We start from the raw sequence: 25,311 nt of genomic DNA on the forward strand, positions 1-25,311 counted from the left end.
TACCGATCCGTCAACAAGCTCTTCACATTCCTTTGCTTTGCCACACCTCCGGCTGCCGGCTCGGCGGTCAGCTTCATCTGGCACGGCGGTGCTTTGTGGTGCCTGTTCGAGATCGTGACGGGCCGGCGCAAATTCAGCCGCGACAGGGCCATGTGGGTGATGGCGATCGTGCTTTTCGCCTATTGTCTCGTCATTACCGTCTCCACTCTCTGGAACAGTGAGACATTTGGCGATACGCGGCACCTGCTGCGCCTCGCAACCCTTCTTCTCTTTCCATTTTCCTATTCCCTGTGGAGCATTTCGAACAAGGCAGACGTTGCCCGCACCACCGTGCTGGCCAGCATGGTCGCGTGTTATGCGGGGCTCGTGGTCGCCGCGTTTCAGTATTACTACCTGGGTGAACGGGCCTGGGGCGGAGCAGGAAACCCGATCGTTTTCGCCACGGTGATTGGCCTCACCGGCGCGGTCTCGCTTGCCGGCATCTTTTTCCTTCAGGAAAAGAAACTTACGCTTCCTTTGGCCGGCGCATTTGCAGCTTCATGGATCGGCCTGATTTTTTCCGGAAGCCGTGCCCTGTGGATCAGCAGTTTCGTGGTAACGGTTGCCATCCTCTGGATCTATCGGCGGACCCTTTCGCGATACATCTCGCCGAGAAATGCCGTAATCATCGTCGCGATTTTCGTGGCGATCGCTGCCGCAGGCGCCCCGACCGTCATGGACCGGATGGGCAGGGTCGCCGCCGACTGGGACAAGCTGACCGTGAATTCCCAGCAGGAAACGTCGCTCGGCGTGCGGCTTTCACTCTGGGAAATGGCGCTTGATCTGGTCCAGCAACGCCCGTTCATCGGTTACGGGATGGGATCGACGCGCAAGTTGATAACCACCGGGCTGCGGGATCAGTACGGTCTCGATTTCACCTTCACACATTTTCACAACGGCTTCGCGACCGTCACCGTCGAAGCCGGATTGATCGGCCTGCTCACACTGCTGGCAATATTCGCTGCAGCCACGGCCACCGCTGTTCGATGTTTCCGGGACAGTCGCGACGAGGTCGAAAGATTTGGTGCGACTGTGCTCGTCATACTGGTCGTCACCTACATGATCTCCGGCCTGACCAACATCATCCTGGGTCACGATATTCTGGATACGATGATGGTGGTGTTTCTGATCACCGGAACATATCTCGCCGCCGGGACATCGATGGTGCAGGCATCTGACCCGATCGCCGCCGGGAAGCCCGCCTGACGGCATTCGCGAAACGCCGAACTGCCAGGCTTTGAGGTCAGCCGACCGAAATTCGTTCGGGTTTGCGTATATTGCCTGACGTGCTAAGCGGCAGACAGTTTTGACGGTTTTACACCGCCGCCGGGAAAGCAGATCGATGGCCATGCGTTTCGATACCAAGTTCGAGCCTCATTACGGACAGCCGGTGGAGATTGCTCCGGGAGTAGCGCGGCTGACCGTCAACAATCCTAGCGCCTTCACCTTTTACGGCACGAACAGCTACATCATCGGGCAGGACACGCTGGCCGTCATCGATCCTGGTCCCGAAAACGATGCCCATTACGATGCTCTGATCAGGGCAATTTCCGGTCGTCCCGTCAGCCACATCTTCGTCAGCCACACCCATCGAGACCATTCTCCGCTGGCGGCACGCCTTGCCCGCGAGACCGGTGCGACGACGGCTGGGGAAGGGCCGCATCGTGCCGCGCGCCCATTGCGGATCGGCGAAATCAATCCGCTCGACGCCAGTGGCGATATAGACTTCAAGCCTGATCTTGTTTTGCGCGACGGGGACATCGTCGAAGGTGACGGCTGGCGCATCGGCACGGTTCTGACGCCGGGCCACGCAGCCAACCATGCCGCCTTCTCGCTGGAGGGAACCGGCATCCTGTTTTCCGCCGATCATGTCATGGCCTGGGCAACCACCATCGTCGCGCCGCCGGATGGAGCGATGACGGACTACATGGCTTCGCTCGACAAGCTTTTGGCGCGCGATGATCGCCTGCTTCTGCCCGGTCACGGCGGGCCAGTGACCAAGCCGCAACCCTTCATGCGCGGGCTGAAAGCACATAGGAAAATGCGTGAGCGCGCGATCCTCGAGCGGCTGAGGTCTGGAGACCGCTCGATTCCCGATCTCGTCGCGGCGATCTATCGCGACACGGACCCGCGCCTGCATGGGGCAGCCGGCCTCTCGGTGCTGGCTCATCTCGAGGATCTTGTGGCGCGCGGCGCCGTGGTTACCGAGAACGAACCCTCAATCGACGCCATTTTCGCGCCGGCCTGAGCTACCTTCTATGGGGCGGGCACGGCCGGAACAGTTCCCGAAAGTGTCGCAACCTCGGTATCGAGCGCTTCGAAAAATGCGGTGATACGGGCGGCATTATCGCCGAAATCGTGCTTGCCGTAGCGCGATGCCGAACGCATATCGACATAGGTGGTGTCGCCTTCATCGATCAGCCTGACGGCAACATCGATGGGGAAGGCAAGGATGGTGGTGAAGGCCAGCGCCTCCACCGTAACCTCGCTCTGCCCTTCCGCGTCAGGCTTCGGGCCTTCCCGTTTCCAGCCTTCCTGCGCAACCACGGCTTCGACCGCCTCAAGCGTGCGGTCGAAGGGCAGCTCGTAGCGCCGGCCCGTCACATCCGGGTATTTGTCCGTCTGAAGCTTTCGGCGTTCAGGCGTGAAAGGCGTGATGGCATCCATGTCCGCGGTGCGCGCTTTAGCTGCCAGCGTCAGCGCCGGGGGCTCGTCCAGATCGGTGGAAATGTCGTTGAGTTGCGGATAGATGACCCCGCGATAGCCGATGATCAGATATGGCACCAGCACCACCAGCGCGACGATCGTCCCCCAGGTGAGGTCGCCACCGCCCAGATCGCCATTGTTCCACACCCGCGAAAAGGCAAAGGCCGCGAAAGCCAGCGCGCAAATCGCGAGAGCCGCCACAAGCACCAGGACCACCAGAAAGACCGGCGTTTCCAGCAGGCCGTAACGGTGCGCCAGACCGGCGACGATGAACAGCACCGCCGAGAAGCTCGCCAGCCACCGCGACCAGCCGGCGGTCCTTGCCGTCCGTCGTTCCAGATATGCTCTCATGTGCTTGCGCCGCAGGTCGATTCCATTGGCGCTTCAATAAAGCGTTTCGCAGCGCCGTAGAAGCCTCGCATATTCAGCTTGGGTCTACCCGACTGCCTCCGTGTCTGTAGGAAGCCGGTACTCGCTGAACTGCTTGCGAAGCGTCGTTTTCTGGATCTTGCCGGTTGCCGTATGCGGTATCTCATCAACGAAGGCGACATCGTCGGGCATCCACCACTTAGCGACCTTGCCGTCCATGAAGCCGAGGATGTCGGACTTTTCCGGTTCCTTGCCGGGCTTGCGCACGATCACCAGCAACGGCCGCTCGTCCCATTTCGAATGGCGCACGCCGATGACCGCCGCCTCGGCAACATCCGGATGCCCGACCGCAAGATTTTCAAGGTCGATGGTGGAAATCCATTCGCCGCCGGACTTGATGACGTCCTTGGCCCGGTCGGTGATCTGCATATAGCCGTTGGCGTCGATATGGGCGACGTCACCCGTGTCGAACCAGCCCTCCTCGTCGAATTGTTCCTTACCGGCACCGCCGTAATAGGCCGCAGCCACAGCCGGACCGCGCACCTTGAGGCGGCCGAAGGTTTTGCCGTTCCAGGGAAGCGACTTGTCTTCGTCGTCGGTCACCTTCATCTCGACGCCGAAGGGCGCATGGCCCTGTTTTTCCTCGATGTTCAGCTTTTCATCGCCTTCAAGGTCCGCATATTCCGGCTTCATCGTGCACAGGCTGCCGAGCGGCGACATCTCGGTCATGCCCCAGGCATGGATCACCTCGACGTCATAGTTTTCCTGGAATTTCTTGGTCATGGCGCGCGGGCAGGCCGAACCGCCAATGACGACCTTCTTCAGGTAAGGTAGCTTCTTGCCGGTTTCCTCCAGATATTGAAGCAGCATCAGCCAGACCGTCGGCACGGCAGCGGTGAAGGTCACCTTCTCGGTGTCGAGCAGCTCGTAGATCGAAGCGCCGTCCATCTTGCCGCCGGGCATGACCAGCTTTGCGCCGATCATCGGTGCGCTCTGGCCAAGCCCCCAGGCATTGGCGTGGAACATCGGCACGACCGGAAGGATCACATCCTTCGACGCGATGCCCATGGCGTCGGGCATGGCGGCCATCATGGCGTGCAGCACATTGGAGCGGTGGCTGTAGACCACGCCCTTCGGCTCGCCCGTTGTGCCGGAGGTGTAGCACATGCCGGCAGCCGCACCTTCATCGAGGCTTTTCCATTGGAAATCTCCATCGGCCTCGGCCAACCACTCCTCGTAGGCGACCACGTTGGGCAAGGCGGTCTGGGGCATATGCGCCTTGTCGGTCAGGACGATGACCTGCTTGAGCGACGGCACGGCTGCGGCGATCTTTTCGACCAGCGGCAGGAACGTCAGGTCGACGAATATCGCCTTGTCCTCGGCGTGGTTCATGATCCAGACGATCTGTTCGGGGAAAAGGCGCGGGTTGAGCGTGTGATAAACTGCGCCGACGCCCATGATGCCGTACCACGCCTCGATGTGGCGCGCCGTGTTCCAGGCCAGCGTGGCGATGCGGTCGCCCACGCCATAGCCGTCACGTTCCAGTCGCTGGGCGACCTTGAGCGCGCGGGTGCGGATATCGGAAAATGTCGTGCGAACGATCGGCCCTTCGATGGAGCGTGAAACGACCTCGCGGCGCGGGTGCTGTATGCCGGCGTGATCGAGTAACTTGTGGCAGAGCAGCGGCCATTCCTGCATCAGTCCAAGCATTCCAGTCCCTCCCATTGTTGTTTGGGCCATTGTGGAAGGAACTGTTCGATTGTCCAGTGGTGACCTCGCGTTAGGCCAGCGCTCTTAGCCGAATTACCTAGAGTACCGCACATATTGCTGGACACCCAAAGGACACCCTAACGCTTTGAATTTGCGTAGAATCTCGTCCAGAATTCGAATTCGATCTTTGGGCTTATGCGTAAGACCTCAAGTACAGCCAAGATGATTTGCTAACATTGCCGGTAGCGTTTTCGTCACAATCCGGCCATTGTAACCGCTGATCCTTCTTGGCGGTGGGGTGAAACTGGCGAAATACGATGAGGTTTCGCATGTCCAAGCAACCTGTAGCAGAGAAGCTTGTAAACGTCGTGTCGGAGAACGCCACGGAGCTGCCCGCAAAAGGCAAACCCATATCCGAGCAGGATTTCGAGACCGTGATCCGCGGCGCCCTCGACGCCGTCAATGGCACGCTCCTGTTCAAGATGCGGGTCGATGAAGGAAATGAACCGCATCACGCCGCCGCCGCTTTTGTCGGCGATGGCGAGAAGCGGCAGTTTCTCGTGATGACCATGCCGCTCAATGGCGGTCAGCTACGCGTCGAGACGGCGGCCAAGAGCAAAAGCCCCATAGCCGGCATTGCCGCCGCCTATGCCGGCCTGGCCGACGCGTTCGCCACGGCTGCGTGATTGCTCCGGGGTCTTGCGGTAGGCCATCGACCTCAACCGTTTGACCCAAGAGGCGAAGAGTTTTGCGTGTTGCGTTCCAAGCGACTAGCCTGAGCCTAGTTCGCTTAAAGGAGCCGCGCATGCTCGGTCAGACCCCCCTCACTAATTTCCAGACCCGTGACGTCGAAGCCCTGCTTCATCCCTATACGCCGATCCACAAGCTGAAGACGATGGGCGCGGTGGTGATGGAGCGCGGCGAAGGCATCTATGTCTACGACACGCAGGGCCGCGGCTATATCGAGGGCATGTCCGGGCTGTGGTGCGCGGGCCTCGGCTTCGGCGACGAGGAGATGATAGAGGCGGCGACAGCGCAGATGCGCGCCCTGCCCTTCTATCACATATTCGGCGCCAAAAGCAGCGAACCCGCCGTCGAACTTGCTGAAAAGCTTAAGGAAATCGCTCCGGTTCCAATCTCGAAAGTGTTTTTCACCTCTTCCGGCTCGGAGGCCAACGACACGCAGGTGAAGCTCGCCTGGTACATGAACAATGCGCTCGGCCGGCCCAACAAGAAGAAGATCATTTCGCGCGTCAAAGCCTATCACGGCGTGACCGTCATGGCAGCATCGCTGACCGGCCTGCCCGGCAACCACAATGGCTGGGACCTGCCCGTCGACCGCGTGCTGCATACCGATTGCCCGCATTACTACCGCTTCGGCGCAGACGGCGAGAGCGAGGGTGACTTTGTTGCCCGCACGGCAAAGTCGCTGCGCGACCTCATCGAGCGCGAAGGGCCGGACACGATCGCGGCGATGATTGCCGAGCCTGTCATGGGCGCCGGTGGCGTCATCGTTCCGCCGAAGGGTTATTTCGAGGCGATCCAGGCGGTGCTGGACGAGCATGACATCATCCTGATCGCCGACGAGGTCATCACCGGCTTTGGCCGCACCGGCAACTGGTGGGGTTCGCAGACGCTCAACATGAAGCCGAACACGATTTCCGCGGCCAAGCAGCTCACCGCTGCCTATGCGCCACTGGGCGCCGTCATGGTGCCGGAAGACATCTACCAGTCCTATGTCGACCACAGCGCCACACTCGGCAGCTTCGCCCACGGCTTCACCTATGGCGGCCATCCGCTGAGCTGCGCGCTGGGTGTGAAGGCCATCGAAATCTACCAGAAGCGCGATATTCTCAGCCATGTCCGCACCCTGATGCCGCTGTTCGAGCAGCGACTGAAGAAGCTGGCGGACCATCCGCTGGTCGGTGAAACGCGCTTCTGCGGCCTTGTCGGCGGTGCGGAACTGGTGGCCGACAAGAAGACAAAACGATCCTTCGACCCCAAGCAGGGCGTTGGGCCCGAGGCCTCGCGGCTGATCGAGCAGAACGGCGCCATCCTGCGCGCCATCGGCGATACGATCGCCATCTGCCCGCCGATGATCATTACCGAGGCGGAACTGAACGAACTTTTCGACCGCTTCGAAAAAGGTCTCGATCAGGCCGAGGCATGGGTTTCAAAGGAAGGCTTGAGAACTACATGAAGAGGCATGGCAGATAATGGAGCATTCCCGATGACCATCGCCAACCCCTCCCCCGGCTTCGCCAAGAACCCGGCCAAGCAGATTACGGTCGAGCCTTACAGGGGCACCGTCAAAGTCTTTGCCGGCGATCAGCAAATCGCCTCGTCAAGCAAGGCGCTTCTGCTGACGGAGCCGCCCTACCCGGCTGCCTACTACATTCCTTTCGCGGACATCGACTTCAGCCGCCTGGAAAAAACCGATCACTCCACCCACTGCCCCTACAAGGGCGATGCCTCCTACTGGAGCATCCCGGCAGGTGGTGAAGCGGCGAAAAATGCCATGTGGGGTTATGAGCAGCCCTTCGACGAGACAGCCGAGATCAAGGACCATGGCGCGTTCTATCCCGACAGGGTGCGGATCGTGGCAGAGCCGGGATAAGTGTTCACCTATTCGCCGGTTTCAGCGCATCGAAAGCATTCACACCCAGCGCAGTGAGGCGATCAAGCGACTTCGTGATCGCCTCGCGCCATTGCGGCCCGCGTGAGAGGGCTTCGTCGTAGGCGTCGCGCAGGTCTTCGAGACGGCCTGTTTCGGACAGGGCAAGAGCGAGATTTTGCGCCTGTCTCAAATCCTTGAGGTCCTTGCCGTTGTCCTGCCGCCGCCGCGCTGAGACAATCAGCTTGTGGACCGCATAACGGGCAGGATCAGGCACGAATATCGGAATGCCGCCCTTGTGAAGCATCACCGTCCTGACGGGCTGGTGGATCAGGAAATCCAGAAAGCGAAGCGGCTCGGCGGTCGCGCCGCCTAGTGCCGGCAATTTTGCGGGCTTGCCGAGATGATCGTCACTGCCGCGGTTGGGTGTCAGGAATTCCACCCGCAAGCCGCCCGAAGCCTGGAATTTTGCCGCGCCATGCTCGTCGCCCAGTTGCGGAACAGGCCGAAATTTGTCGTCCACGCTTTTCAGGACATCGAGGATCGGCGGAATGGAATCGTCCACAGCCACGGAGATCGAGTGAAACTGCGCGATATCGATATCGCCGGTCTGCATCGCAGTGTCTGCCAGCCTGCAGCCGATAACCGTTCCGTAGGTCTGATAGGCAATAGTGCCGACAAGACAGGCCCGCACGCGAAAAAGCCCAGCCTTCCACAGCGCTTCGACCACATCGCCAACACGCTGCTCAGGCCGAAACAGCCGCGCCTCGCGAACCAGCGTCGCGACGATCTTGCGCCGTGCCTGATAGTCGTCCTTGATCTGCCGGAACCGGGCAACCCGGCTGGCAATTTCGGGATCGTCGGCGGGGCCGACATATTTTTCCCGCACCGCCTCGGTCTGCCCGCGCTCGGACGGCTTGTAATACCAGTAGTCGCGGTCCTTGACCGTGCGCTTCTTGAACGTACCGGCTTCATCAAAATCGAGATCGAACTGAGCATCTAGCGCGCGGTCGAGAAGCTCGGCGCTCATGGTGGTGTAGACCATGTCCAATTGGCGGATCATTACAGCTTCGCCTTTTGTTATACCCATTTTGCAAAACGGGTATAACTCATAAGCCGGCGCAATGCAATCTGGTTATACCCAATTCGCAAACCGGGTATAACACCGAAGATAAGCATGTTGGAAAGTGCTTGATAGAGCCTCAACCGCTCAATTCGTCGTATCGTCGGTCCCGTCGCCATCGACGTCATCCAGCCGCACGAAGGTGTAGCCCTTGTCCTTCAGCGCCAGCAGACCTTTCACCAGCCCCTCGCCGGCCGCATGGGTCGGCTGGTTGATATGGGCGATGATGACATCGCCATCCTTGGCAGCCGAGACGCGCCGTGCCGTCTCGCGCGCGCCGAGCAGCGAGCCGCCATCGCCATTGATGGAATAGCCGGCGATCTTGAAGCCAGCCTTTCGGATCAGCGCGATTGCCGAGGGGCTGTATTGTGCGGTGGCGCCGCGAAACCATTTTGGCGCGGGCTCGCCGGTCTTGGCCAGTGCCGCAGCTCCGGTCTCGACCTCGGCCAGCACCGCTTCCGGGCTGCCGGCACTGCGGATGCCATAAATCTTGCGCGGCGTGTCGACGGCGGGAATATGCCTGCCGCCGTGATTTTCGAGCTCGAACAGTTCCGGATGCGCCCGCATGATCTCAAGCGAAGGCGCGTTGCGCTTCAGCCAGGTTCCGGTCACGAAGATCGTCGCCGGAATCTTGTGCTGGACCAGCGCGGATAGAATCCGGCTGTCGGTCGCGCCGCCGCAGGCATCCAATGTCACTGCGACGCGCGGGCTGTCGCCGCCCTGCCTGATATGCAGGCTCGGCTCAAGCAACGGCGCGGCATTGGCGACCGCTGCCGAACCGGAGAGTGCTACGGCGAGAAAGAGCTTTGAAACAAGGCGCATGCGGAAAACCCAAGCCGATAATCGCATCATCCCAATGCCTGCATAACGGCAAAATTGGGATGATGCGTCAGATTCCGCTCAGCCGCCCTTTTTGACGGCAGCCTGCGCTGCCGCCAGCCTGGCGATCGGCACGCGGAACGGCGAGCACGACACATAATCGAGGCCAACTTCCTCGCAGAAGCGGATCGAAGCCGGGTCGCCGCCATGCTCGCCGCAGATGCCGAGCTTGATGTCGGGCCGCGTCGACCTGCCCTTGTCGGCTGCCATGCGCACCAATTCGCCCACGCCCTCGATATCGAGCGAGACAAACGGATCCTGATCGACAATGCCCTTCTGGCGATAGGTTTCGAGGAAGGATGCCGCATCGTCGCGCGAAATGCCGAAGGTCGTCTGCGTCAGATCGTTGGTGCCGAAGGAGAAGAATTCGGCCGATTCGGCAATCACATGGGCGCGGATCGCCGCGCGCGGCAGTTCGATCATCGTGCCGGTAAGATATTCGACGGTGACGCCGCTTTCTTCCATCACGCTCTTTGCTACCGCATCGATGCGCGCCTTGACGAAGTCGAGTTCCGTTTTCAACCCGACCAGCGGCACCATGATCTCGGGCACCACCGGGTTGCCGGTCTTCTTGCCCGCCTCCACGGCTGCCTCGAAAATGGCGCGCGCCTGCATTTCGGCGATTTCCGGATAGGAAACCGCCAGGCGGCAGCCGCGATGGCCGAGCATCGGGTTGAATTCGTGCAGCGTCTCGGTGCGGTGGCGCAACTTGTCCGCCGACACCTTCATGGCCGCCGCCACCTCCTCGATTTCCTGGTCCGTCTTGGGCAGGAATTCGTGCAGCGGCGGGTCGAGCAGGCGGATCGTCACCGGCAGGCCGGCCATGATCTCGAACAGTTCGAGGAAGTCCGAGCGCTGCATCGGCAGGAGCTTGTCGAGGGCCGCGCGGCGGTCCTTCTCCGTATCGGCGAGGATCATTTCGCGCATGGCGATAATGCGCACGCCCTCGAAGAACATGTGCTCGGTGCGGCAGAGGCCGATGCCTTCCGCGCCGAAGGACCGCGCCATGCGTGCATCGGCCGGTGTTTCGGCATTGGTGCGCACCTTCATGCGGCGGATCTTGTCGGCCCACTCCATGATGGCGGCAAAATCGCCGGAAAGCTCCGGCTGCAGCATCGCGACCGCGCCTTTCAGCACCTGACCCGTGCCGCCATCGACGGTGATGATTTCGCCCTTGCGGAACGTCGTGCCCATCGCCGTCATCGTGCCGGCCTTGTAGTCGACCCGCAGCGTGCCGGCGCCGGAAACGCAGGGCTTGCCCATGCCGCGGGCAACGACCGCCGCGTGGCTGGTCATGCCGCCGCGTGTCGTCAGGATGCCTTCGGCTGCGTGCATGCCGTGGATGTCTTCCGGGCTGGTCTCGATGCGCACCAGAATGACCTTCCTGCCGATGGCGCGCATTTCCTCGGCCTCGTTCGACGAGAACACGATCTCGCCGGTGGCAGCACCCGGCGAAGCCGGCAGGCCGATCGCAACGACATTGCGTTCAGCCTTGGGATCGATCGTCGGGTGTAGAAGCTGGTCGAGCGAGGACGGGTCGATGCGGGCCACCGCCTCTTCCTGGGTGATGAGACCCTCGGCGGCCATGTCGACAGCGGTCTTCAGCGCAGCCTTTGCGGTGCGCTTGCCCGAGCGCGTCTGCAGCATCCACAACTTGCCGCGCTCGATGGTGAATTCGAGGTCCTGCATGTCGCGGTAATGCTTTTCAAGCCGTTCCGAAATTTCCATGAAGGTGTTGAAGGCTGCCGGCATCAGCTTCTGCATCGAAGGCTTGTCCGAACCTGCGGCAATGCGAGCCTTTTCGGTGATGTTCTGCGGTGTGCGGATGCCGGCCACGACGTCTTCGCCCTGCGCATTCACCAGGAATTCGCCGTAAAGCATCTTCTCGCCGGTCGACGGGTTGCGCGTGAAGGCAACGCCGGTGGCCGATGTGTCGCCCATATTGCCGAACACCATGGCCTGGACATTGACCGCCGTGCCCCAGCTTTCGGGAATGTCGTGCAGCCGGCGATAGGTGATGGCGCGATGGTTCATCCAGCTCGAAAACACGGCGCCGATGGCGCCCCACAGCTGTTCCTGCGGGTCCTGCGGGAACGGCTTGCCGAGTTCTTCCTCGATCTTGGCCTTGTAGAGCGCAATGGTTGCCTGCCACTCGTCGGCGGAAAGTTCGGTGTCGAGTTCGTGGCCGAGGCGGGCCTTCTCCTCCTCGAGGATTTCCTCGAAAACCTCGTGGTCGAGACCCATCACGACATCCGAATACATCTGGATGAAGCGGCGGTAGCTGTCATAGGCAAAGCGGGCATCGCCCGAATCCTTCGCCAGCGCTTCCACGGTCACGTCGTTGAGGCCGAGATTGAGCACGGTGTCCATCATGCCGGGCATGGAAGCGCGCGCGCCGGAGCGCACCGAAACCAGCAGCAGCTTTGCCGGGTCGCCGAAACGACGGCCGGTCAGCGCGCCGATATGGTCGAGCGCCGTCGTGACATCTTTCTTCAGGGAAGCCGGATAGGCGTTGCCATTGGCGTAATACCAGTTGCAGGCTTCAGTGGTGACGGTAAAGCCTGGCGGCACCGGCAGGCCAAGGCTGCACATTTCCGCCAGATTGGCGCCCTTGCCGCCCAGCAGATTCCTGTCGCCGGCGCGCCCTTCGGCGGCACCATCCCCAAAGGTGTAGACCCACTTGGTCATGCTCGCTCCTAGCCTATGCAATTGAGACAGCAGATGAAAAGCGCCTCTAGCGCGAAGCGATAAATTGCTGCGCTGCGAAAGGCAACCTGTGCTTCGGACAGTTTAACTCCTACAATCGATTAAGAAATCCGCTGGTAACAAGACTTGTATTTCGACGCCAAATTTTATAGAACATAAAGAGAACGAGAGGCTACCATGAAAAAGACCGGCAAACTCGATTATCTCGAAATGCCCGCCACCGGCGGCACGCTCGACAACGTCAAGGCGTTCTACAGCACAGCCTTTTCCTGGTCGTTCACCGACTACGGGCCGAGCTATTCGGCCTATGACGAGGGGCTCGAAGGCGGCTTCTATTCCGAAGCGGGAGACGCCACGCCCAAGCCGCTGCCGGTTCTCTATTCGGAAAATCTGGAAGAAACCCTCGCCGCCGTGGAAGACGCCGGCGGCAAGATCGTGAAACCGATCTTTTCGTTCCCCGGCGGGCGCAGGTTCCATTTCACCGATCCGGCCGGCAACGAACTGGCTGTCTGGGGCGAATAGCGATCCATTGCGCGCTCGTGAAACTCGTTCTACCGCTTCGCCCGGGGTGAGGCGGTAAAATTTGCGGCAGGCATTTTGCCGCGATTGTGCTTTTCGATCACACTGAATATAAGGCCGCACAGACTCGACTCGGGGCTCCGGGTCTTGGGGCGTAGCCAAGTGGTAAGGCAGCGGTTTTTGGTACCGCCATTCGGAGGTTCGAACCCTCCCGCCCCAGCCAGATATCCCCTTCCAGTAAAACGAGTACTTGACGGCAGCGCCGAACCGCAATCGGAACCTCGGCCTACCGCTCCAGCAATCGCGTTCTCTGCTCATTCACAAGCGCCTGAAAGGCGACTTCCAGATCAGTCGGTTTCCGAACGATCCATGAGGTATCCGTTCTCTCCGCCAGTGCTGCCAAAATCCCCGGTCGCACTCGGGCAGGGAAATTCCATATGATCTTGATCAGCTTTGGAATGATGAGAATTTCGGGGCAATTCTCCGGCAAACCGGGGCGGCTTCTAAACAGGTATCGCCAATTCCGCCGGGCACACCTGACGAAGGACGTTCGACGATCAACGTCGAGAAAAATAACAAAGTCGGCGGCCTTCATAACTGCGATGGATACGCCTTCAATTACCCATGCTTGCCGCGAAACGAGTTCGGCGATCTTTTCGGTTCGCCAATCGTCCGAGCTTTTTCGCCAGCCCGGCTGCCAAACAATTTCATCCAGACCGACGACCGGCAAGTCCAACAGTTTGCCGACGTGCTTCGCCAGAGTTGTCTTTCCACTTCCCGCGTTTCCGGTGATAAAGATTCTTGTCATGGCGGCAGCTAAGTGACCAAGGGCGGTTACGCCAAGACGTGTCAGTTACCAGTTCGGTACGCGGATTAAAAAAGCTGGCCAACCGACCTAGAATACCGCCTGAAAAAGCATCGAAGCTTTCCAGGCTGCTTTCCAGTATCCTGTCCGTTCAACTCGCTTCGCGAAGCTGTTCCGCCGTCTGCAGGTCGACCGAAACCAGCTGGCTGACGCCCTGCTCGGCCATGGTGACGCCGAACAGGCGGTTCATGCGCGCCATGGTGATGGGGTTGTGGGTGATGATGACGAAGCGCGTCTCGGTCGTGCGCGCCATCTCGTCCATCAGGTTGCAGAAGCGCTCGACATTGTGGTCGTCAAGCGGCGCATCGACCTCATCGAGCACGCAGATCGGCGCGGGATTGGTCAGGAACACCGCAAAAATCAGCGCCATCGCCGTCAGCGCCTGCTCGCCGCCGGACAGCAGCGTCATGGTCTGCGGCTTCTTGCCGGGCGGGCGGGCGAGGATTTCAAGCCCGGCTTCCAGCGGGTCTTCCGATTCGATCAGCTGCAGTTCGGCCGTGCCGCCGCCGAACAGATGCGTGAACAGCCGCTTGAACTGCTCGTTGACGACGTCGAAGGCGGCCAGCAGCCGCTCGCGGCCTTCGCGGTTCAGGCTCTGGATCGCCTGGCGCAACTTGCGGATCGCCTCGATGATGTCTTCGCGTTCGGTGACGATGGCTTCGAGCCGTTCGGACAGCTCCCGCTGTTCCTCTTCGGCGCGCAGATTGACCGCGCCCAGCCGCTCGCGCTCGATTTTCAGGCGCTCAAGCTGGCGCTCGATATCGGCGGCATCCGGCATCGGCGCGTCGGCCTCGAGGCCGGTATGGCGGATGACGAGATGCGGCGGCGTGTTCAGCGTTTCCTGGATGCGCGCCTCGATCTCCTTGCGGCGATCGTCGGCGGCCGTCAGGCGTTCCTCGGCGCGGCCACGCGCTTCGCGTGCTTCCGACAGCGCCTGGATCGCGCCCGTCGCTGCCTTGTCCAGCAAAGCCTGCTGGTTTTCCGCTTCCTGAAGCCGGTCGCTTGCTGCTTTGCGCAGCTCTTCCGACTGCGAAAGCTGCGTCATCAGCGCGCGACGGCGCGCGTCGATCTCATCCGGCGCGTCGACGAGCCTTTCGCGCTCCTCCATCGCCTCGGCCTGCCGCTCGCCGAGCGAAGCTATCTGGCCGGCGGCGTTTTCGGCGCGCAGCGTCCAGTTGCGGCGCTCATTGGCGATGGCATCGAGGCGACGCATGCGCGCCTCGGCCTCCCGCTTCAAACCTTCATGCACGGCGCGCGCATCGGCAACGGCGGCGCGGTCGCGCGCAACGTGGGCGGCCGACTGGTCGAGCCGCAATTGAAGATCGCCGAGATCGGGCGCGGAACCCAACTGGTCCTCGGCCTCGACATATGCGGCAGCGGCCTCCTCGTGGCCTTCCTCGATCCGCGCACGCGCCTCATCGAGCGCGGTACGCCTGCTCGACAATTCACCTGCCGCCCGCTCGGCCTGGGCCAGCGCGTCGCGGGCCTGTCCGACTGCGTGCTGCGCATCGCGCCATGCCTGACGCGACAGGCGCTCCTCTTCGGTGCGCTGGCGAACCGAAGCCTCGGCCTTGGCTAAAACCTCTTCCGCCGCGCGCACCTTCACGGTTGCGGCAACAGCCTCCGCGTCGAGTTCGGCCAGCCGGTTCTTCTGTGCCAGCCGCTGCGCGGCAGCGGTCGGCGCATCGGCGCTAGCTGTGAAGCCGTCCCAGCGCCACAGCGCGCCGTCCTTGCTGACCAGGCGCTGGCCTGGCGCCAGCAGGAGCTGCAACCGCCTGCCGTCTGCCGCATCGACGATGCCGATCTGCGCGAGGCGGCGCGCAAGCTGGCGCGGCGCGCGCACGACGCTGGCGAGATTGCGAATACCTTCCGGCAGCGCAGGATCGCCCGGCATCGGTTCGCTTTCGCCCCAGTGCACGGGAGCGGCGCGATCGAGCGGCACGTCGAGGTCTTCGCCGAGGGCGGCACCAAGTGCTGTCTCAAAACCGCGCTCGACGCTCACCTGTTCCAGCACGGCGGGAAAAAGATCGCCGCTCGACGCATTGAGTATCTTGGCCAGCGTACGCGCTTCGGTCTCGATGCCGGCCAGTTCGGCGCGCGCTTCCTGAAGCGGCGGACGCGCTTCATTTTCTGCCGTCCGCGCATCGGCAACGGCCTGTTCGGCTGCACCCGCTGCAAACTCGGCATCGTCGAGGGCGGCTTGCGCCTCCTCGGCCAGAATCTTCTTTTCGGCCGGATCGGCAAGGCCGGAAATGCGTGCGGCGATTTCCGAAACTTCACGGTCGACATCGCCAAGCTGGCGGGCCAGACGATCCCGGCGCTCCGCCGTTTCGCGCAGCGCGCGTTCAAGCTGGGTGCGCGAGGCGGCGGCATCAGCGCGCGTCGCGGTGAGCTTTGAGAGCGCGATTTCGCTCAAGCCAAGCGTCGCGGTCGCTTCCTCGAAGGTCGCCCGCGTTGCCATCTCACGCTCGGCAGCGCCGGCGTTTTCGGCATTCAGCGCCTCTTCTTCCTCGGCAAGGCGAGCGAGAATATCGGCGTTGTCGCTAACCATCTGCTGTTCGCGCGCAATGTCGGCGTCGAGCTGCTGCAGGCGGCGGTCAAGCTCGGCCTGCCGCGTACGGATGCGACCTGCCTCTTCCTCGATCTGGGTTCTGGCGATGGAAAGGCGCTGGAAGGCAGCGGCGGCGGCGGCTTCCGCCTCGCGCAGTTCCGGCAGCTTGTGCGCACCGATCGCCTGCTCCTTGGCCGCAGTCATCTGCTGGGCCGCGCGCTCGCCGACCAGCGAAGTCGCCGTCGCCAGGGCAGAGCGCGACTCGCCTTCCTGCGTCTTCGCCTGCGTCCAGCGAATATGCAGCAGCGTCGCCTCCGCCTTGCGGATATCGGCGGAAAGGTTCTTGAAACGCGCCGCCTGCCGCGCCTGACGCTTCAGGCTTTCGATCTGGCTTTCCAGCTCGCCGACGACATCATCCAGCCGCTCGAGGTTCTGCTCCGCCGCGCGCAGCCGAAGCTCGGCTTCGTGACGGCGGGTATGCAGGCCGGAAATGCCGGCCGCTTCTTCCAGGAGCGCGCGTCGCGCCTGGGGCTTGGCCTGGATCAGTTCGCCGATACGCCCCTGCCCGACCATCGAGGGCGAGCGCGCGCCGGTCGACTGATCGGCGAACAGAAGCTGCACGTCCTTGGCACGCGCTTCCTTGCCGTTGATGCGGTAGACGGAGCCTGCCTCGCGCTCGATGCGGCGCGACACCTGCAATTCGTCGGCATCGTTGAAGGCAGCGGGCGCAGAGCGGTCGGCATTGTCGAGGAAAAGCGTGACTTCGGCGGTGTTTCGCGCCGGGCGCGTGCCGGAGCCGGAGAAGATCACGTCATCCATGCCGGACGCGCGCATGTTCTTGTATGAGCTTTCGCCCATCACCCAGCGCAGCGCCTCGACCAGATTGGACTTGCCGCAGCCGTTCGGCCCGACGACGCCCGTCAGGCCGCGCTCGATGACGAACTCGCCCGATTCAACGAAGGATTTGAAGCCGAGAAGGCGCAGGCGGGAAAATTTCATAGGCGCGGTCCCGCGACCGCAGGCATGGCGGGGCGCAAGCGCCCCGGCATGGCCGGACCGTCAGAGCATGCCGTCGATAATCGCCGACATATCCTCAATAGACAAAGCCCCTTTGTACACATTGCCGTTGATGAAGAAGGTCGGGGTGGAATCGACCTTAAAATCTTCCGCGCCACGTTTCTGTACTGCCCTGACATCGTCCAGAAGCTTCTGGTCAGTCAAGCAGGCCTCGAAGGACTCCTGTGAAAAACCTGCCAATTTCGAGATCTGCAGCAGCGCGGTCTTCGCATCCGGCACGCCGGCCCAGTTTTCCTGCTGCTTGAACAGCACGTCGATCATCGGGAAGTAGTTATCGTTGGAGCAGCGGGCAAGCATGAAACCTGCCTCGGCGCGCGGATCGAACGGGAATTCGCGGAAGATCAATCGCGCCTTGCCCGTGTCGATGTACTTTTCCTTCAGCGCCGGCAGTGTCGTCTCGTGGAAATGCGCGCAGTGCGGGCAGGTCATCGAGGCGTATTCGACGATCGTCACCGGCGCGTCGTCCTTGCCGAGCTGCTTGTCCGGCAGCGCGCCGGCCTCGAGCACCTTGGCCATGTCGACCTTGCCCTGCGGCTCAGGCGCCTTGCCGGGTGCGGGTGCTGCTGCGTCCTGCGCCATCGCGCGTCCGGTAAAACCAGCCTGCGAGGCGAGCACCATTGCCGCCGGCGCAAGAGCCAATGTCGAGAGAACTTTTCTGCGCGGAATGGAACGGATCATACGAATCACCTGCCTGAGATTGTATTGTGCGATGCCAAGGCACCAAAAAGCGAGACTTGGCGCGAATTAAGGCATCTGTTCCCCCAATCCAATCGACAAGTTCCGCAACAGCAATCACGAATATGCGAGATGGATGTCAACTCTTCTTCTTTTTCGTGCCTATTATTGTCGCGCCAAGCCGTTCGAGGGCTGCCCGTAAACCGTCATCCTCGATATTCTCCACCGTGCCGGCGAGTTTTGTCTTCTCGCCGTCGGTCAGCGCCCGCGGTCGCGGCTTCGGCGGCAAACTCGTGTCGATCAGGGCCTTTTGCACGATGCGGATGCGCCCGACCGCGGTGAACCCGAGAAAGGCGTTAACCCGGCCGATGACTTCGCCGGTCTCGTGCTGGAGATGCAGCGCGGCCAACCCTTCGCAGGCGACAATCAGCGTTGCCGGCTCGAACGGATCGTCCTCATGCAGGCGGCGCGGCCACTGGATTTTTTCCGGCCGGCTCTTGGCGGCGATCCGCGGGCCGACGATCTCCTCCCACGACTGGACGAGCCCGACCGAGATGCCGGCACGCTTGCGCAGGACGGGGTCGAGGATTTCGGTGGCGAGATCGCTCACCGGAACGGGATTGCCGTAACGGCTTTTCCCTGCCATGTGCGTTCTCCGGACTATGCACCCTTACCCAAGGCGCGGATCAGTAGCACGATCAATGGCACCACAGGCAAAACCCCGCAAGAGCGCCGCACCATCCAGCGGCGATATCGCAGCGCCCCTGCTTGACTGGTACGACGCCAACCATCGCGAACTGCCGTGGCGCGTTTCGCCACGCCAACTGGCATCCGGTATTCGCCCCGACCCTTACCGCGTCTGGCTTTCGGAAGTCATGCTGCAGCAGACGACGGTCGAGGCGGTCAAATCCTATTTCCGCGCGTTTCTGGAGAAATGGCCGGATGTGAAATCGCTTGCCGCGGCCGAAACCGACGACGTCATGAAGGCCTGGGCCGGCCTCGGCTATTATTCGCGCGCCCGCAATCTGAAGGCCTGCGCCAATCTGGTCGCGGCCAGCACAGGTGCTTTTCCGGATACGGAATCAGGCTTGCGCGAACTGCCCGGCATCGGCGCCTATACGGCAGCAGCAATCGCGGCCATCGCCTTCGACCGGCCGGCTGCCGTGATGGATGGCAATGTCGAACGCGTCATGTCGCGCCTGTTCGAGATTTCCACGCCGCTGCCGGATGCCAAGCCGGAAATCCGCGCCATTCTTGAAACTCTGGTGCCGCCTGCCCGGCCCGGCGACTTCGCCCAGGCGATGATGGATCTGGGCGCGACGATCTGCACCCCACGCCGCCCACGCTGCATGCTGTGCCCGCTGCGCGACGGCTGCGAAGCGCTGGCGAATGGTGATCCAGAACTCTATCCGGTGAAGGCCCCGAAGACCGAAAAGCCAGGACGACGAGGCGCGGCATTTATCGCAATCCGCCCGGACGGCGCGATCCTTTTGCGCAAGCGCCCGGAAAAGGGCCTGCTCGGCGGCATGAGCGAGGTGCCGACGACCGCATGGACCGCGCGCATCGACGGCGACACCACCATTGCCGGCGCGCCCTTTGCCGCCGCCTGGCGGCGCGCGGGCAGCATTTCCCACGTCTTCACCCATTTCTCGCTCGAACTCGACGTCTACCGCGCCGAGATTGCGGACCGTCCCTTGCCTGCTGGCAGTTTCTGGGCTCCAGTCGCCACGCTTCACGGCGAGGCGCTGCCGACTGTCATGAAAAAGGCAATCGAGGCTGCCATACCGGGCGCGACGAAAAAGCCGTTTCCACACACAGCAAAGAGGCATTCATGACCGAAATCCGCCACATCGTCTTCGACATCGGCAAGGTGCTGATCCATTACGACCCGGACCTGCCCTTCAGCCGGCTGATCCCGGACGAGACCGAGCGGAAACGGTTCTTCGAAACGATCTGCACCCATGACTGGAACATCGAGCAGGATCGCGGGCGGACTTGGGAAGAGGCTGAAAGCCTGCTGATCGCCGAGCATCCCGACCATGAGGAAAACATCCGCAACTTCCGCCGCTATTGGCACGAGATGGTGCCGCACGCCTATGACGACAGCGTCGAAGTGATGGAGGCCCTGATCGACAAGGGCCACGACGTGACCATGCTGACCAACTTCGCCGCCGACACTTTCACGGAAGCGCGGCAGCGTTTTCCCTTCCTCGAGCGCCCGCGCGGCGTGACCGTTTCGGGCGAGATCGGCATGATAAAGCCCGACCGCGGCATCTACGACCACCATGCATCTACCTTCGGCCTCAATCCGTCGGAGACGATCTTCATCGACGACAGCCCGAAGAATGTCGAAGGCGCCAAGGCCGCCGGCTGGCAGGCTGTGCTGTTCACGGATGCCGCAACGCTGCGGCGCGATCTGGAGCAGCGAGGCATCGAGGCGTGACGCAGGGCGTCGAGCCGGCTGAGATTCTGCGGCGATACCATGCCGCGATCAATGCGCTCGACTACCACGCCATCGAAGCGATGTTTGCCGCCGATATCGTCTATGATTCGGGCGGTGTCGGCGGACTCATATCTGGCCGCGATGCGGTGATGGCCGCATTCAAAACCTATTTCGCCGAATATCCGGACCAGGTTTCCGAGGATTTGTCGGTCGAGACGCTATCGCCCAACACCGCCCGCTCGGTCTGGGCGCTACAGGCAACGAGCGCTACGACAGGCGCACCTTACAAGCGACAAGGGACCGAAACCATTACGCTTGACGAGGATGGCAGGATAATCCGCGTCGACGTCGAGGGATAAGGCCGTGTGTCCAGAGCCTTTTCGGCTCAGGTGGAATGCCCCTCATGCAGCCACCGGTACCTTCACCCCGCTTGAGGCAAGGCGATCGTATAGGAAGCACCCCCACCCCTAACCCCTCCCCACAAGGGGGAGGGGAACTTTTCTGCACTGCTATCCGGCGCTAATCTTCAACGTTCTTGGCTGTCAAGGCGACGAAACCGTCCCCCTCCCCCTTGTGGGGAGGGGCTAGGGGTGGGGGTATTGCCCTGCCGCCTGCGGCGAGTGCGTCTCCACCAAAACCTGAAACGATCTACAGAAATGCCAAAACGCCCGAGGGTGACCTCGAGCGTTCGGGATCAGCCGGTGACTGGAAGCCGGCCCATCGGTGGTCTCGGAGAGCAATTCCAGGAAAAGTGTGTCGCGGTTTTCCGTCCGGAATTGCGTAAACAAAAAAGCTTTCCGAAGATCAGGCCCCTGCCCGCTCCATGCCGAGGCGCGCGATGCGGCGCAGTTCGTCGATCTGGGTCAGGCCGCCATTGCGTTCATAGTGCCAGAAGGTCCAGCCGTTGCAGGATTCCAGGCCTTGCAGGACTGCGCCGACGCGATGGATTGAACCGGCATTGTCGCCGATCGCCAGCGTGCCGTCGGCGCGAACCTTGGCGGCCCAGCGCTTCTTGGCGTCGTAAAGCGTCGCACCCGGCTTCAGCATGCCGGAATCGAGCAGGTTGACGAAGGCGACGCGCGGCTCGGCGCGCTTGCCGGAAAGCACCGTCAGGTCTGCGGCTTCCAGCGGCTTCACCGCTGCGATGCGCTCATTGGCGGCGTCGATATAGTCCTGCTCGCGCTCGATGCCGACGAAGTGGCGGCCGAGGCGCTTTGCCACCGCACCGGTGGTGCCGGAACCGAAGAAGGGGTCGAGCACGACGTCGCCCGGCTTGGTCGAAGCCATCATGATGCGGGCAATCAACGCCTCCGGCTTCTGCGTCGGGTGCAGCTTGTCGCCATTGTCGTTCTTCAGCCGCTCGGCCCCGGTGCAGATCGGGAACAGCCAGTCGGAGCGCATCTGAATGTCGTCGTTGGACGCCTTCAGCGCATCGTAGTTGAAGGTGTAGCTCTTGGCGTTCGGGTCGCGGGAAGCCCAGATCATCGTCTCATGCGCGTTCTGGAAGCGGCGGCCGCGGAAATTCGGCATCGGGTTGGTCTTGCGCCAGACGATGTCGTTCAGGATCCAGAAGCCGAGGTCCTGCATCGAGGCGCCGACGCGGAAAATGTTGTGGTAGGAGCCGATGACCCAGATCGTGCCATTGGGCTTCAGCACGCGGCGCGCGGCCAGCAGCCAGGCGCGGGTGAAGGCGTCATAGGCGGCGAAACTGTCGAACTGGTCCCAGTCATTGTCCACCGCATCGACCTTGGACTGGTCGGGGCGGTGCAGGTCGCCATTGAGCTGAAGATTGTAGGGCGGGTCGGCGAAAATCACGTCGACCGACTTTTCAGGCAGCTTGTCGAGGGCGGCGACACAGTCGCCCTTCAGGATCGTATCCAGCCATTCGGCTTTCTGCGGCAGGGGGGAAAGGTCGGCGAGAGCACGCACGGCTGACATTCTGATACCCGAAATACGCGTTACTGTTTACACCCCGTTATGGTTACCGATCAGCGTAAACATTTGGTGAAGCGCGACTCGCCGCGACCAATAATTTGCGGTGAGCCTGTCCATGGTGTATGCCGCGCCGCGAAAACATCGCTTGCCGCCATGCGGCCTTTCTTCCCAGCTATTGCGGATTTACATGACCCAGCCTGATCTCGTCATTTTCGATTGCGACGGCGTGCTCGTCGATTCAGAAATCATCGCCGCGCGTGTCGAGGCGGAACTCCTGACCGCAGCAGGCTTTCCGATCGAGCCGGAAGAACTGGCCGAGACCTATGCCGGCCTGACCTTCAAGGACATCATGCTGCGCATCGAGGAACAGTCGCAGATACCGTTCCAGGCATCGCTGATCGATCAGGCGGAATCGTTGGTCGACCGCCGGCTGCAGGCCGAGGTTCGCGCCATCGAAGGCGCGCATGAGGCGGTGGCTTCGGTAACCGGTCCACGCTGCATCTGCTCCAATTCGAGCAGCGAGCGTCTCAACATGATGCTGGAAAAGACGAGGCTGCTGCCATTCTTCTCAGGCCGCATCTTCTCCTCGCTCGAGACACCCTCGAAAAAGCCGAAGCCGGCGCCGGACGTATTCCTGCATGCGGTCAACACGCTTGGCGCCAATCCCGCGCGCACCTTCGTTGTCGAGGATTCTGTTCACGGCATTTCCGGCGCAAAGGCTGCCGGCCTGCGCGTCATCGGCTTCACCGGCGCTTCACACAGCTATCCCGGCCATGCCGATGCGCTGACCGAAGCGGGTGCTGAAACCGTCATTCGCCGCTGGGCGGATTTTCCCGGCGTCGTCGCAGCACTTCTGGAATGGTCGGAAGACGCTTAAAGCGCGGCTCGCGCTTTAAGCTGTTGGTTTTGATGCATGCCGTTATCGCAAAACCGCCGCGCACTTTGGCGCGGCATGCTTTGTCACTCGGCGGCAGCCGTCTTCTTCTTCGGCGCCGGACCTTCGTCGAAGCCGGCATAGATGCGGATGTTCTGCTCGGCCGGAACCGGAACCGAAACGCCCTTGTCGTTGAAGACGAACTGCGTCGCCGCCGTCTTATCGGTCAGGCTGACCGGAAACTGGGTAAGCTTGGAGTACAGCACTTCCTCGCCACGCACCACGACGACACGGATCGGCAGGGTCACGCTTCCCGGCGCACCGGCCGGACCCGGAACGATCTTGCCGGCAGCAGCCACGTCGATGCTCAGCGTGCCATCGCGGGTCACGCAGGCGCGGGTCACGTCGGCGATGGAAGCCTGATACATCAGCTTCGTCGCATCGTCCTGACCGCCCTTGGCATAGCTGCTGAAGAAGGCTGTCCCTTCACGCAGGGTAATGTTCGGGCAATAGGCCCTGAGGTCGCTTTCCAGGATCCTGCCTGCCTGATCGGGCTTGCTGGCTGCGTCGAAGCCTTTCGCCGCGTCGTTGGATTGGCAACCAGCGGCGGCAATCATAAAGCTCGAAACGGCAAGACCGGCCAAAAAACGACTGTCGATAAATCGAAACTGCATATGCTGCACTTCCCTCTCTCAAAGCTGTCGCTGTATATCAACGCCGCGGCAAAAATGCGACTGACGGGATTCAGTTTTTCACCGATCTGCTTTTCCACAGAAGTTTCAGTCGCCTAGACCTCAGGCACACCACGACGAACGGATGACAATGAAATACGTCAGCACACGCGGGGAAGCTCCCGCACTCGGTTTCTCGGATGCGGTTCTTGCAGGGCTTGCGCGTGATGGCGGCCTCTACATTCCGAGCGAGTGGCCGCAGTTCAGCGCGGCTGAAATCCGCGCCATGCGCGGCCTTGCCTATCCCGATCTTGCCATCCGGCTGCTGACGCCGTTCCTCGGCGGCGAGATCGCCGCACCGGCTTTCGAGCGCATCGTGCGCGAAGCCTATGCCACCTTCCGCCACGATGCCGTCTGCCCGCTCGTGCAGACCAATGCGAACACTTTCGTGCTGGAGCTTTTCCACGGCCCGACGCTTGCCTTCAAGGACGTGGCGATGCAGCTGTTGGCGCGGCTGATGGACCATGTGCTGGCCGAGCGCGACCAGCGCGCGACGATCACCGCTGCGACTTCGGGCGATACCGGCGGTGCGGCGATCGACGCCTTTGCCGGCCGCGACCGCGCCGATATGTTCGTGCTTTTCCCGCATGGCCGCGTCTCGCCGGTGCAGCAGCGACAGATGACGACTTCGACCGCCCCCAACGTGCATGCGCTCGCCGTCGAAGGCAATTTCGACGATTGCCAGGGTCTGGTGAAGGACATGTTCAACGATCACGGCTTCCGCGATCGCGTCTCCCTGTCGGGCGTCAATTCGATCAACTGGGCGCGAATCATGGCCCAGATCGTTTATTATTTCTCGTCGGCGATTTCGCTCGGCGCACCCGATCGCCCGGTGTCCTTCACCGTGCCGACCGGCAATTTCGGCGACATCTTCGCCGGCTATGCCGCCAAGCGCATGGGCCTGCCGATCGAGCGCCTGGTGATCGCTACCAATGACAACGACATTCTCGCCCGCACGCTTTCGACCGGCGAATACCGCACCACGGGCGTCGTCGCCACGACCTCGCCATCGATGGATATCCAGGTCTCATCCAATTTCGAGCGGCTTCTTTTCGAAGCGTCGGCGCGGGATGCAGGCACCGTCCGCCGCTATATGGCCGGCCTCAAGCAGTCGGGTGCATTCACCATCGAAGCCCCTGCCATTGCGAAGATCCGCGGCGAGTTCGACGCCGGACGCGCGACGGTGGAAGAGACCGCGGCAACCATTCGCGAGACGCTGAAGGCAAGCGGCTATCTGCTCGACCCACACACGGCGACTGCCGTTCATGTCGCGAACCGCCAGAAGGGCGACGCACCGATGGTCGTGCTTGCCACGGCCCATCCCGCCAAGTTTCCCGCCGCCGTCGAAGCGGCGAGCGGTGTTGTTCCGCCCCTGCCCGCATGGCTTGCGGGACTGATGGAACGCGAGGAAAAATACACGGTACTTCCATCCGAGCTTAAAATGGTGGAAGATCATATTAGCCGCCACGCACGGGCGGCGCGTTAGGGAGTAATA

At 61.9% G+C, this 25,311-nt stretch carries 22 protein-coding genes and 1 tRNA gene; 12 read left to right on the forward strand and 11 right to left on the reverse strand.

Annotated elements, in window-relative coordinates:
* The first annotated feature begins 159 nt into the window (after nucleotides 1-159).
* Nucleotides 160-1,245 carry an O-antigen ligase family protein gene (locus DZG07_RS18025; RefSeq protein ID WP_162931647.1) on the forward strand — a complete coding sequence of 362 codons (1,086 nt, stop codon included), beginning with the start codon at nucleotides 160-162 and terminating at the stop codon, nucleotides 1,243-1,245.
* 136 nt (nucleotides 1,246-1,381) lie between these two features.
* A complete protein-coding gene (locus tag DZG07_RS18030) occupies nucleotides 1,382-2,287 on the forward strand; it encodes an MBL fold metallo-hydrolase (RefSeq protein ID WP_119819290.1) in 906 nt (301 codons plus the stop codon).
* A gap of 8 nt (nucleotides 2,288-2,295) precedes the next feature.
* Here DZG07_RS18030 and DZG07_RS18035 read toward each other — a convergent pair whose 3' ends face one another.
* Together DZG07_RS18035 and DZG07_RS18040 are read right to left on the reverse strand one after the other, a co-directional pair.
* The gene (locus DZG07_RS18035) at nucleotides 2,296-3,096 is read right to left on the reverse strand and encodes a DUF1499 domain-containing protein (protein ID WP_119819293.1); all 801 of its coding nucleotides are present in this window, start codon (nucleotides 3,094-3,096) and stop codon (nucleotides 2,296-2,298) included.
* Between the two features lie 84 nt (nucleotides 3,097-3,180).
* On the reverse strand, nucleotides 3,181-4,824 hold the full coding sequence (locus tag DZG07_RS18040; protein ID WP_091913819.1) for a long-chain-fatty-acid--CoA ligase: 1,644 nt from the start codon (nucleotides 4,822-4,824) through the stop codon (nucleotides 3,181-3,183).
* Between the two features lie 329 nt (nucleotides 4,825-5,153).
* Here DZG07_RS18040 and DZG07_RS18045 point away from each other — a divergent pair, with 329 nt between their 5' ends.
* From DZG07_RS18045 to DZG07_RS18055, 3 genes are all read left to right on the forward strand, one after another.
* Nucleotides 5,154-5,510 (forward strand): hypothetical protein, encoded by a 357-nt coding sequence (locus DZG07_RS18045; RefSeq protein ID WP_091914060.1) that lies wholly within the window; start codon nucleotides 5,154-5,156, stop codon nucleotides 5,508-5,510.
* A gap of 119 nt (nucleotides 5,511-5,629) precedes the next feature.
* Complete coding sequence (locus tag DZG07_RS18050) at nucleotides 5,630-7,024, forward strand: aminotransferase (RefSeq protein ID WP_119819296.1); 1,395 nt, start codon at nucleotides 5,630-5,632, stop codon at nucleotides 7,022-7,024.
* Between the two features lie 30 nt (nucleotides 7,025-7,054).
* A complete protein-coding gene (locus DZG07_RS18055; RefSeq protein WP_119819299.1) occupies nucleotides 7,055-7,441 on the forward strand; it encodes a DUF427 domain-containing protein in 387 nt (128 codons plus the stop codon).
* Between the two features lie 4 nt (nucleotides 7,442-7,445).
* Here DZG07_RS18055 and DZG07_RS18060 read toward each other — a convergent pair whose 3' ends face one another.
* The 3 genes from DZG07_RS18060 to ppdK form a co-directional block, all read right to left on the reverse strand.
* Complete coding sequence (locus DZG07_RS18060; RefSeq protein ID WP_245429512.1) at nucleotides 7,446-8,501, reverse strand: GSU2403 family nucleotidyltransferase fold protein; 1,056 nt, start codon at nucleotides 8,499-8,501, stop codon at nucleotides 7,446-7,448.
* Between the two features lie 147 nt (nucleotides 8,502-8,648).
* Nucleotides 8,649-9,383, reverse strand: coding sequence for a polysaccharide deacetylase family protein (locus DZG07_RS18065; protein WP_119819301.1), 735 nt, complete (start codon nucleotides 9,381-9,383; stop codon nucleotides 8,649-8,651).
* A 78-nt stretch (nucleotides 9,384-9,461) separates the two neighbouring features.
* Nucleotides 9,462-12,128, reverse strand: coding sequence for a pyruvate, phosphate dikinase (gene ppdK / locus DZG07_RS18070; protein ID WP_091913815.1), 2,667 nt, complete (start codon nucleotides 12,126-12,128; stop codon nucleotides 9,462-9,464).
* 195 nt (nucleotides 12,129-12,323) lie between these two features.
* Here ppdK and DZG07_RS18075 point away from each other — a divergent pair, with 195 nt between their 5' ends.
* A complete protein-coding gene (locus DZG07_RS18075; RefSeq protein ID WP_119819304.1) occupies nucleotides 12,324-12,668 on the forward strand; it encodes a VOC family protein in 345 nt (114 codons plus the stop codon).
* A gap of 145 nt (nucleotides 12,669-12,813) precedes the next feature.
* Nucleotides 12,814-12,888 (forward strand) — tRNA-Gln (locus DZG07_RS18080).
* Between the two features lie 63 nt (nucleotides 12,889-12,951).
* Here the strand turns inward: DZG07_RS18080 and DZG07_RS18085 are convergent.
* The 4 genes from DZG07_RS18085 to DZG07_RS18100 all read right to left on the reverse strand — a co-directional run bounded on the left by DZG07_RS18085 (nucleotide 12,952) and on the right by DZG07_RS18100 (nucleotide 18,479).
* Nucleotides 12,952-13,473, reverse strand: a complete 522-nt coding sequence (locus DZG07_RS18085) for an AAA family ATPase (RefSeq protein ID WP_119819307.1) — start codon at nucleotides 13,471-13,473, stop codon at nucleotides 12,952-12,954.
* Nucleotides 13,474-13,621: 148 nt separating this feature from the next.
* Complete coding sequence (locus DZG07_RS18090) at nucleotides 13,622-17,080, reverse strand: chromosome segregation SMC family protein (protein ID WP_119819310.1); 3,459 nt, start codon at nucleotides 17,078-17,080, stop codon at nucleotides 13,622-13,624.
* Between the two features lie 60 nt (nucleotides 17,081-17,140).
* Nucleotides 17,141-17,836, reverse strand: a complete 696-nt coding sequence (locus DZG07_RS18095; RefSeq protein WP_091913811.1) for a DsbA family protein — start codon at nucleotides 17,834-17,836, stop codon at nucleotides 17,141-17,143.
* 136 nt (nucleotides 17,837-17,972) lie between these two features.
* The gene (locus tag DZG07_RS18100; protein WP_091913810.1) at nucleotides 17,973-18,479 is read right to left on the reverse strand and encodes a DUF721 domain-containing protein; all 507 of its coding nucleotides are present in this window, start codon (nucleotides 18,477-18,479) and stop codon (nucleotides 17,973-17,975) included.
* Between the two features lie 55 nt (nucleotides 18,480-18,534).
* Here DZG07_RS18100 and mutY point away from each other — a divergent pair, with 55 nt between their 5' ends.
* From mutY to DZG07_RS18115, 3 genes are read left to right on the forward strand one after another with little or no spacing between them, the layout of a single operon-like run.
* On the forward strand, nucleotides 18,535-19,668 hold the full coding sequence (gene mutY / locus DZG07_RS18105) for an A/G-specific adenine glycosylase (RefSeq protein ID WP_119819313.1): 1,134 nt from the start codon (nucleotides 18,535-18,537) through the stop codon (nucleotides 19,666-19,668).
* Nucleotides 19,665-20,276 (forward strand): HAD family phosphatase, encoded by a 612-nt coding sequence (locus DZG07_RS18110; protein ID WP_119819316.1) that lies wholly within the window; start codon nucleotides 19,665-19,667, stop codon nucleotides 20,274-20,276. Before mutY ends, DZG07_RS18110 begins: the two co-directional genes overlap by 4 nt.
* Nucleotides 20,273-20,635 carry a nuclear transport factor 2 family protein gene (locus tag DZG07_RS18115; protein WP_091913807.1) on the forward strand — a complete coding sequence of 121 codons (363 nt, stop codon included), beginning with the start codon at nucleotides 20,273-20,275 and terminating at the stop codon, nucleotides 20,633-20,635. The genes DZG07_RS18110 and DZG07_RS18115 overlap by 4 nt, the downstream gene beginning before the upstream one ends.
* Before the next feature lie 445 nt (nucleotides 20,636-21,080).
* On the opposite strand, the gene DZG07_RS18120 is transcribed toward DZG07_RS18115, so the two are convergent.
* On the reverse strand, nucleotides 21,081-22,214 hold the full coding sequence (locus DZG07_RS18120) for a site-specific DNA-methyltransferase (RefSeq protein ID WP_091913806.1): 1,134 nt from the start codon (nucleotides 22,212-22,214) through the stop codon (nucleotides 21,081-21,083).
* A 184-nt stretch (nucleotides 22,215-22,398) separates the two neighbouring features.
* Between DZG07_RS18120 and DZG07_RS18125 the strand changes: the two genes are divergently transcribed.
* A complete protein-coding gene (locus tag DZG07_RS18125) occupies nucleotides 22,399-23,088 on the forward strand; it encodes an HAD family hydrolase (RefSeq protein ID WP_091913805.1) in 690 nt (229 codons plus the stop codon).
* 83 nt (nucleotides 23,089-23,171) lie between these two features.
* Here DZG07_RS18125 and DZG07_RS18130 read toward each other — a convergent pair whose 3' ends face one another.
* Nucleotides 23,172-23,759, reverse strand: coding sequence for a hypothetical protein (locus DZG07_RS18130; protein WP_091913804.1), 588 nt, complete (start codon nucleotides 23,757-23,759; stop codon nucleotides 23,172-23,174).
* Between the two features lie 148 nt (nucleotides 23,760-23,907).
* Here DZG07_RS18130 and thrC point away from each other — a divergent pair, with 148 nt between their 5' ends.
* A complete protein-coding gene (gene thrC / locus DZG07_RS18135; protein WP_119819319.1) occupies nucleotides 23,908-25,302 on the forward strand; it encodes a threonine synthase in 1,395 nt (464 codons plus the stop codon).
* The last annotated feature ends 9 nt before the right edge of the window (nucleotides 25,303-25,311 follow it).

It is taken from the genome of Mesorhizobium sp. DCY119, from assembly GCF_003590645.1.
Taxonomy (GTDB): domain Bacteria; phylum Pseudomonadota; class Alphaproteobacteria; order Rhizobiales; family Rhizobiaceae; genus Mesorhizobium_M.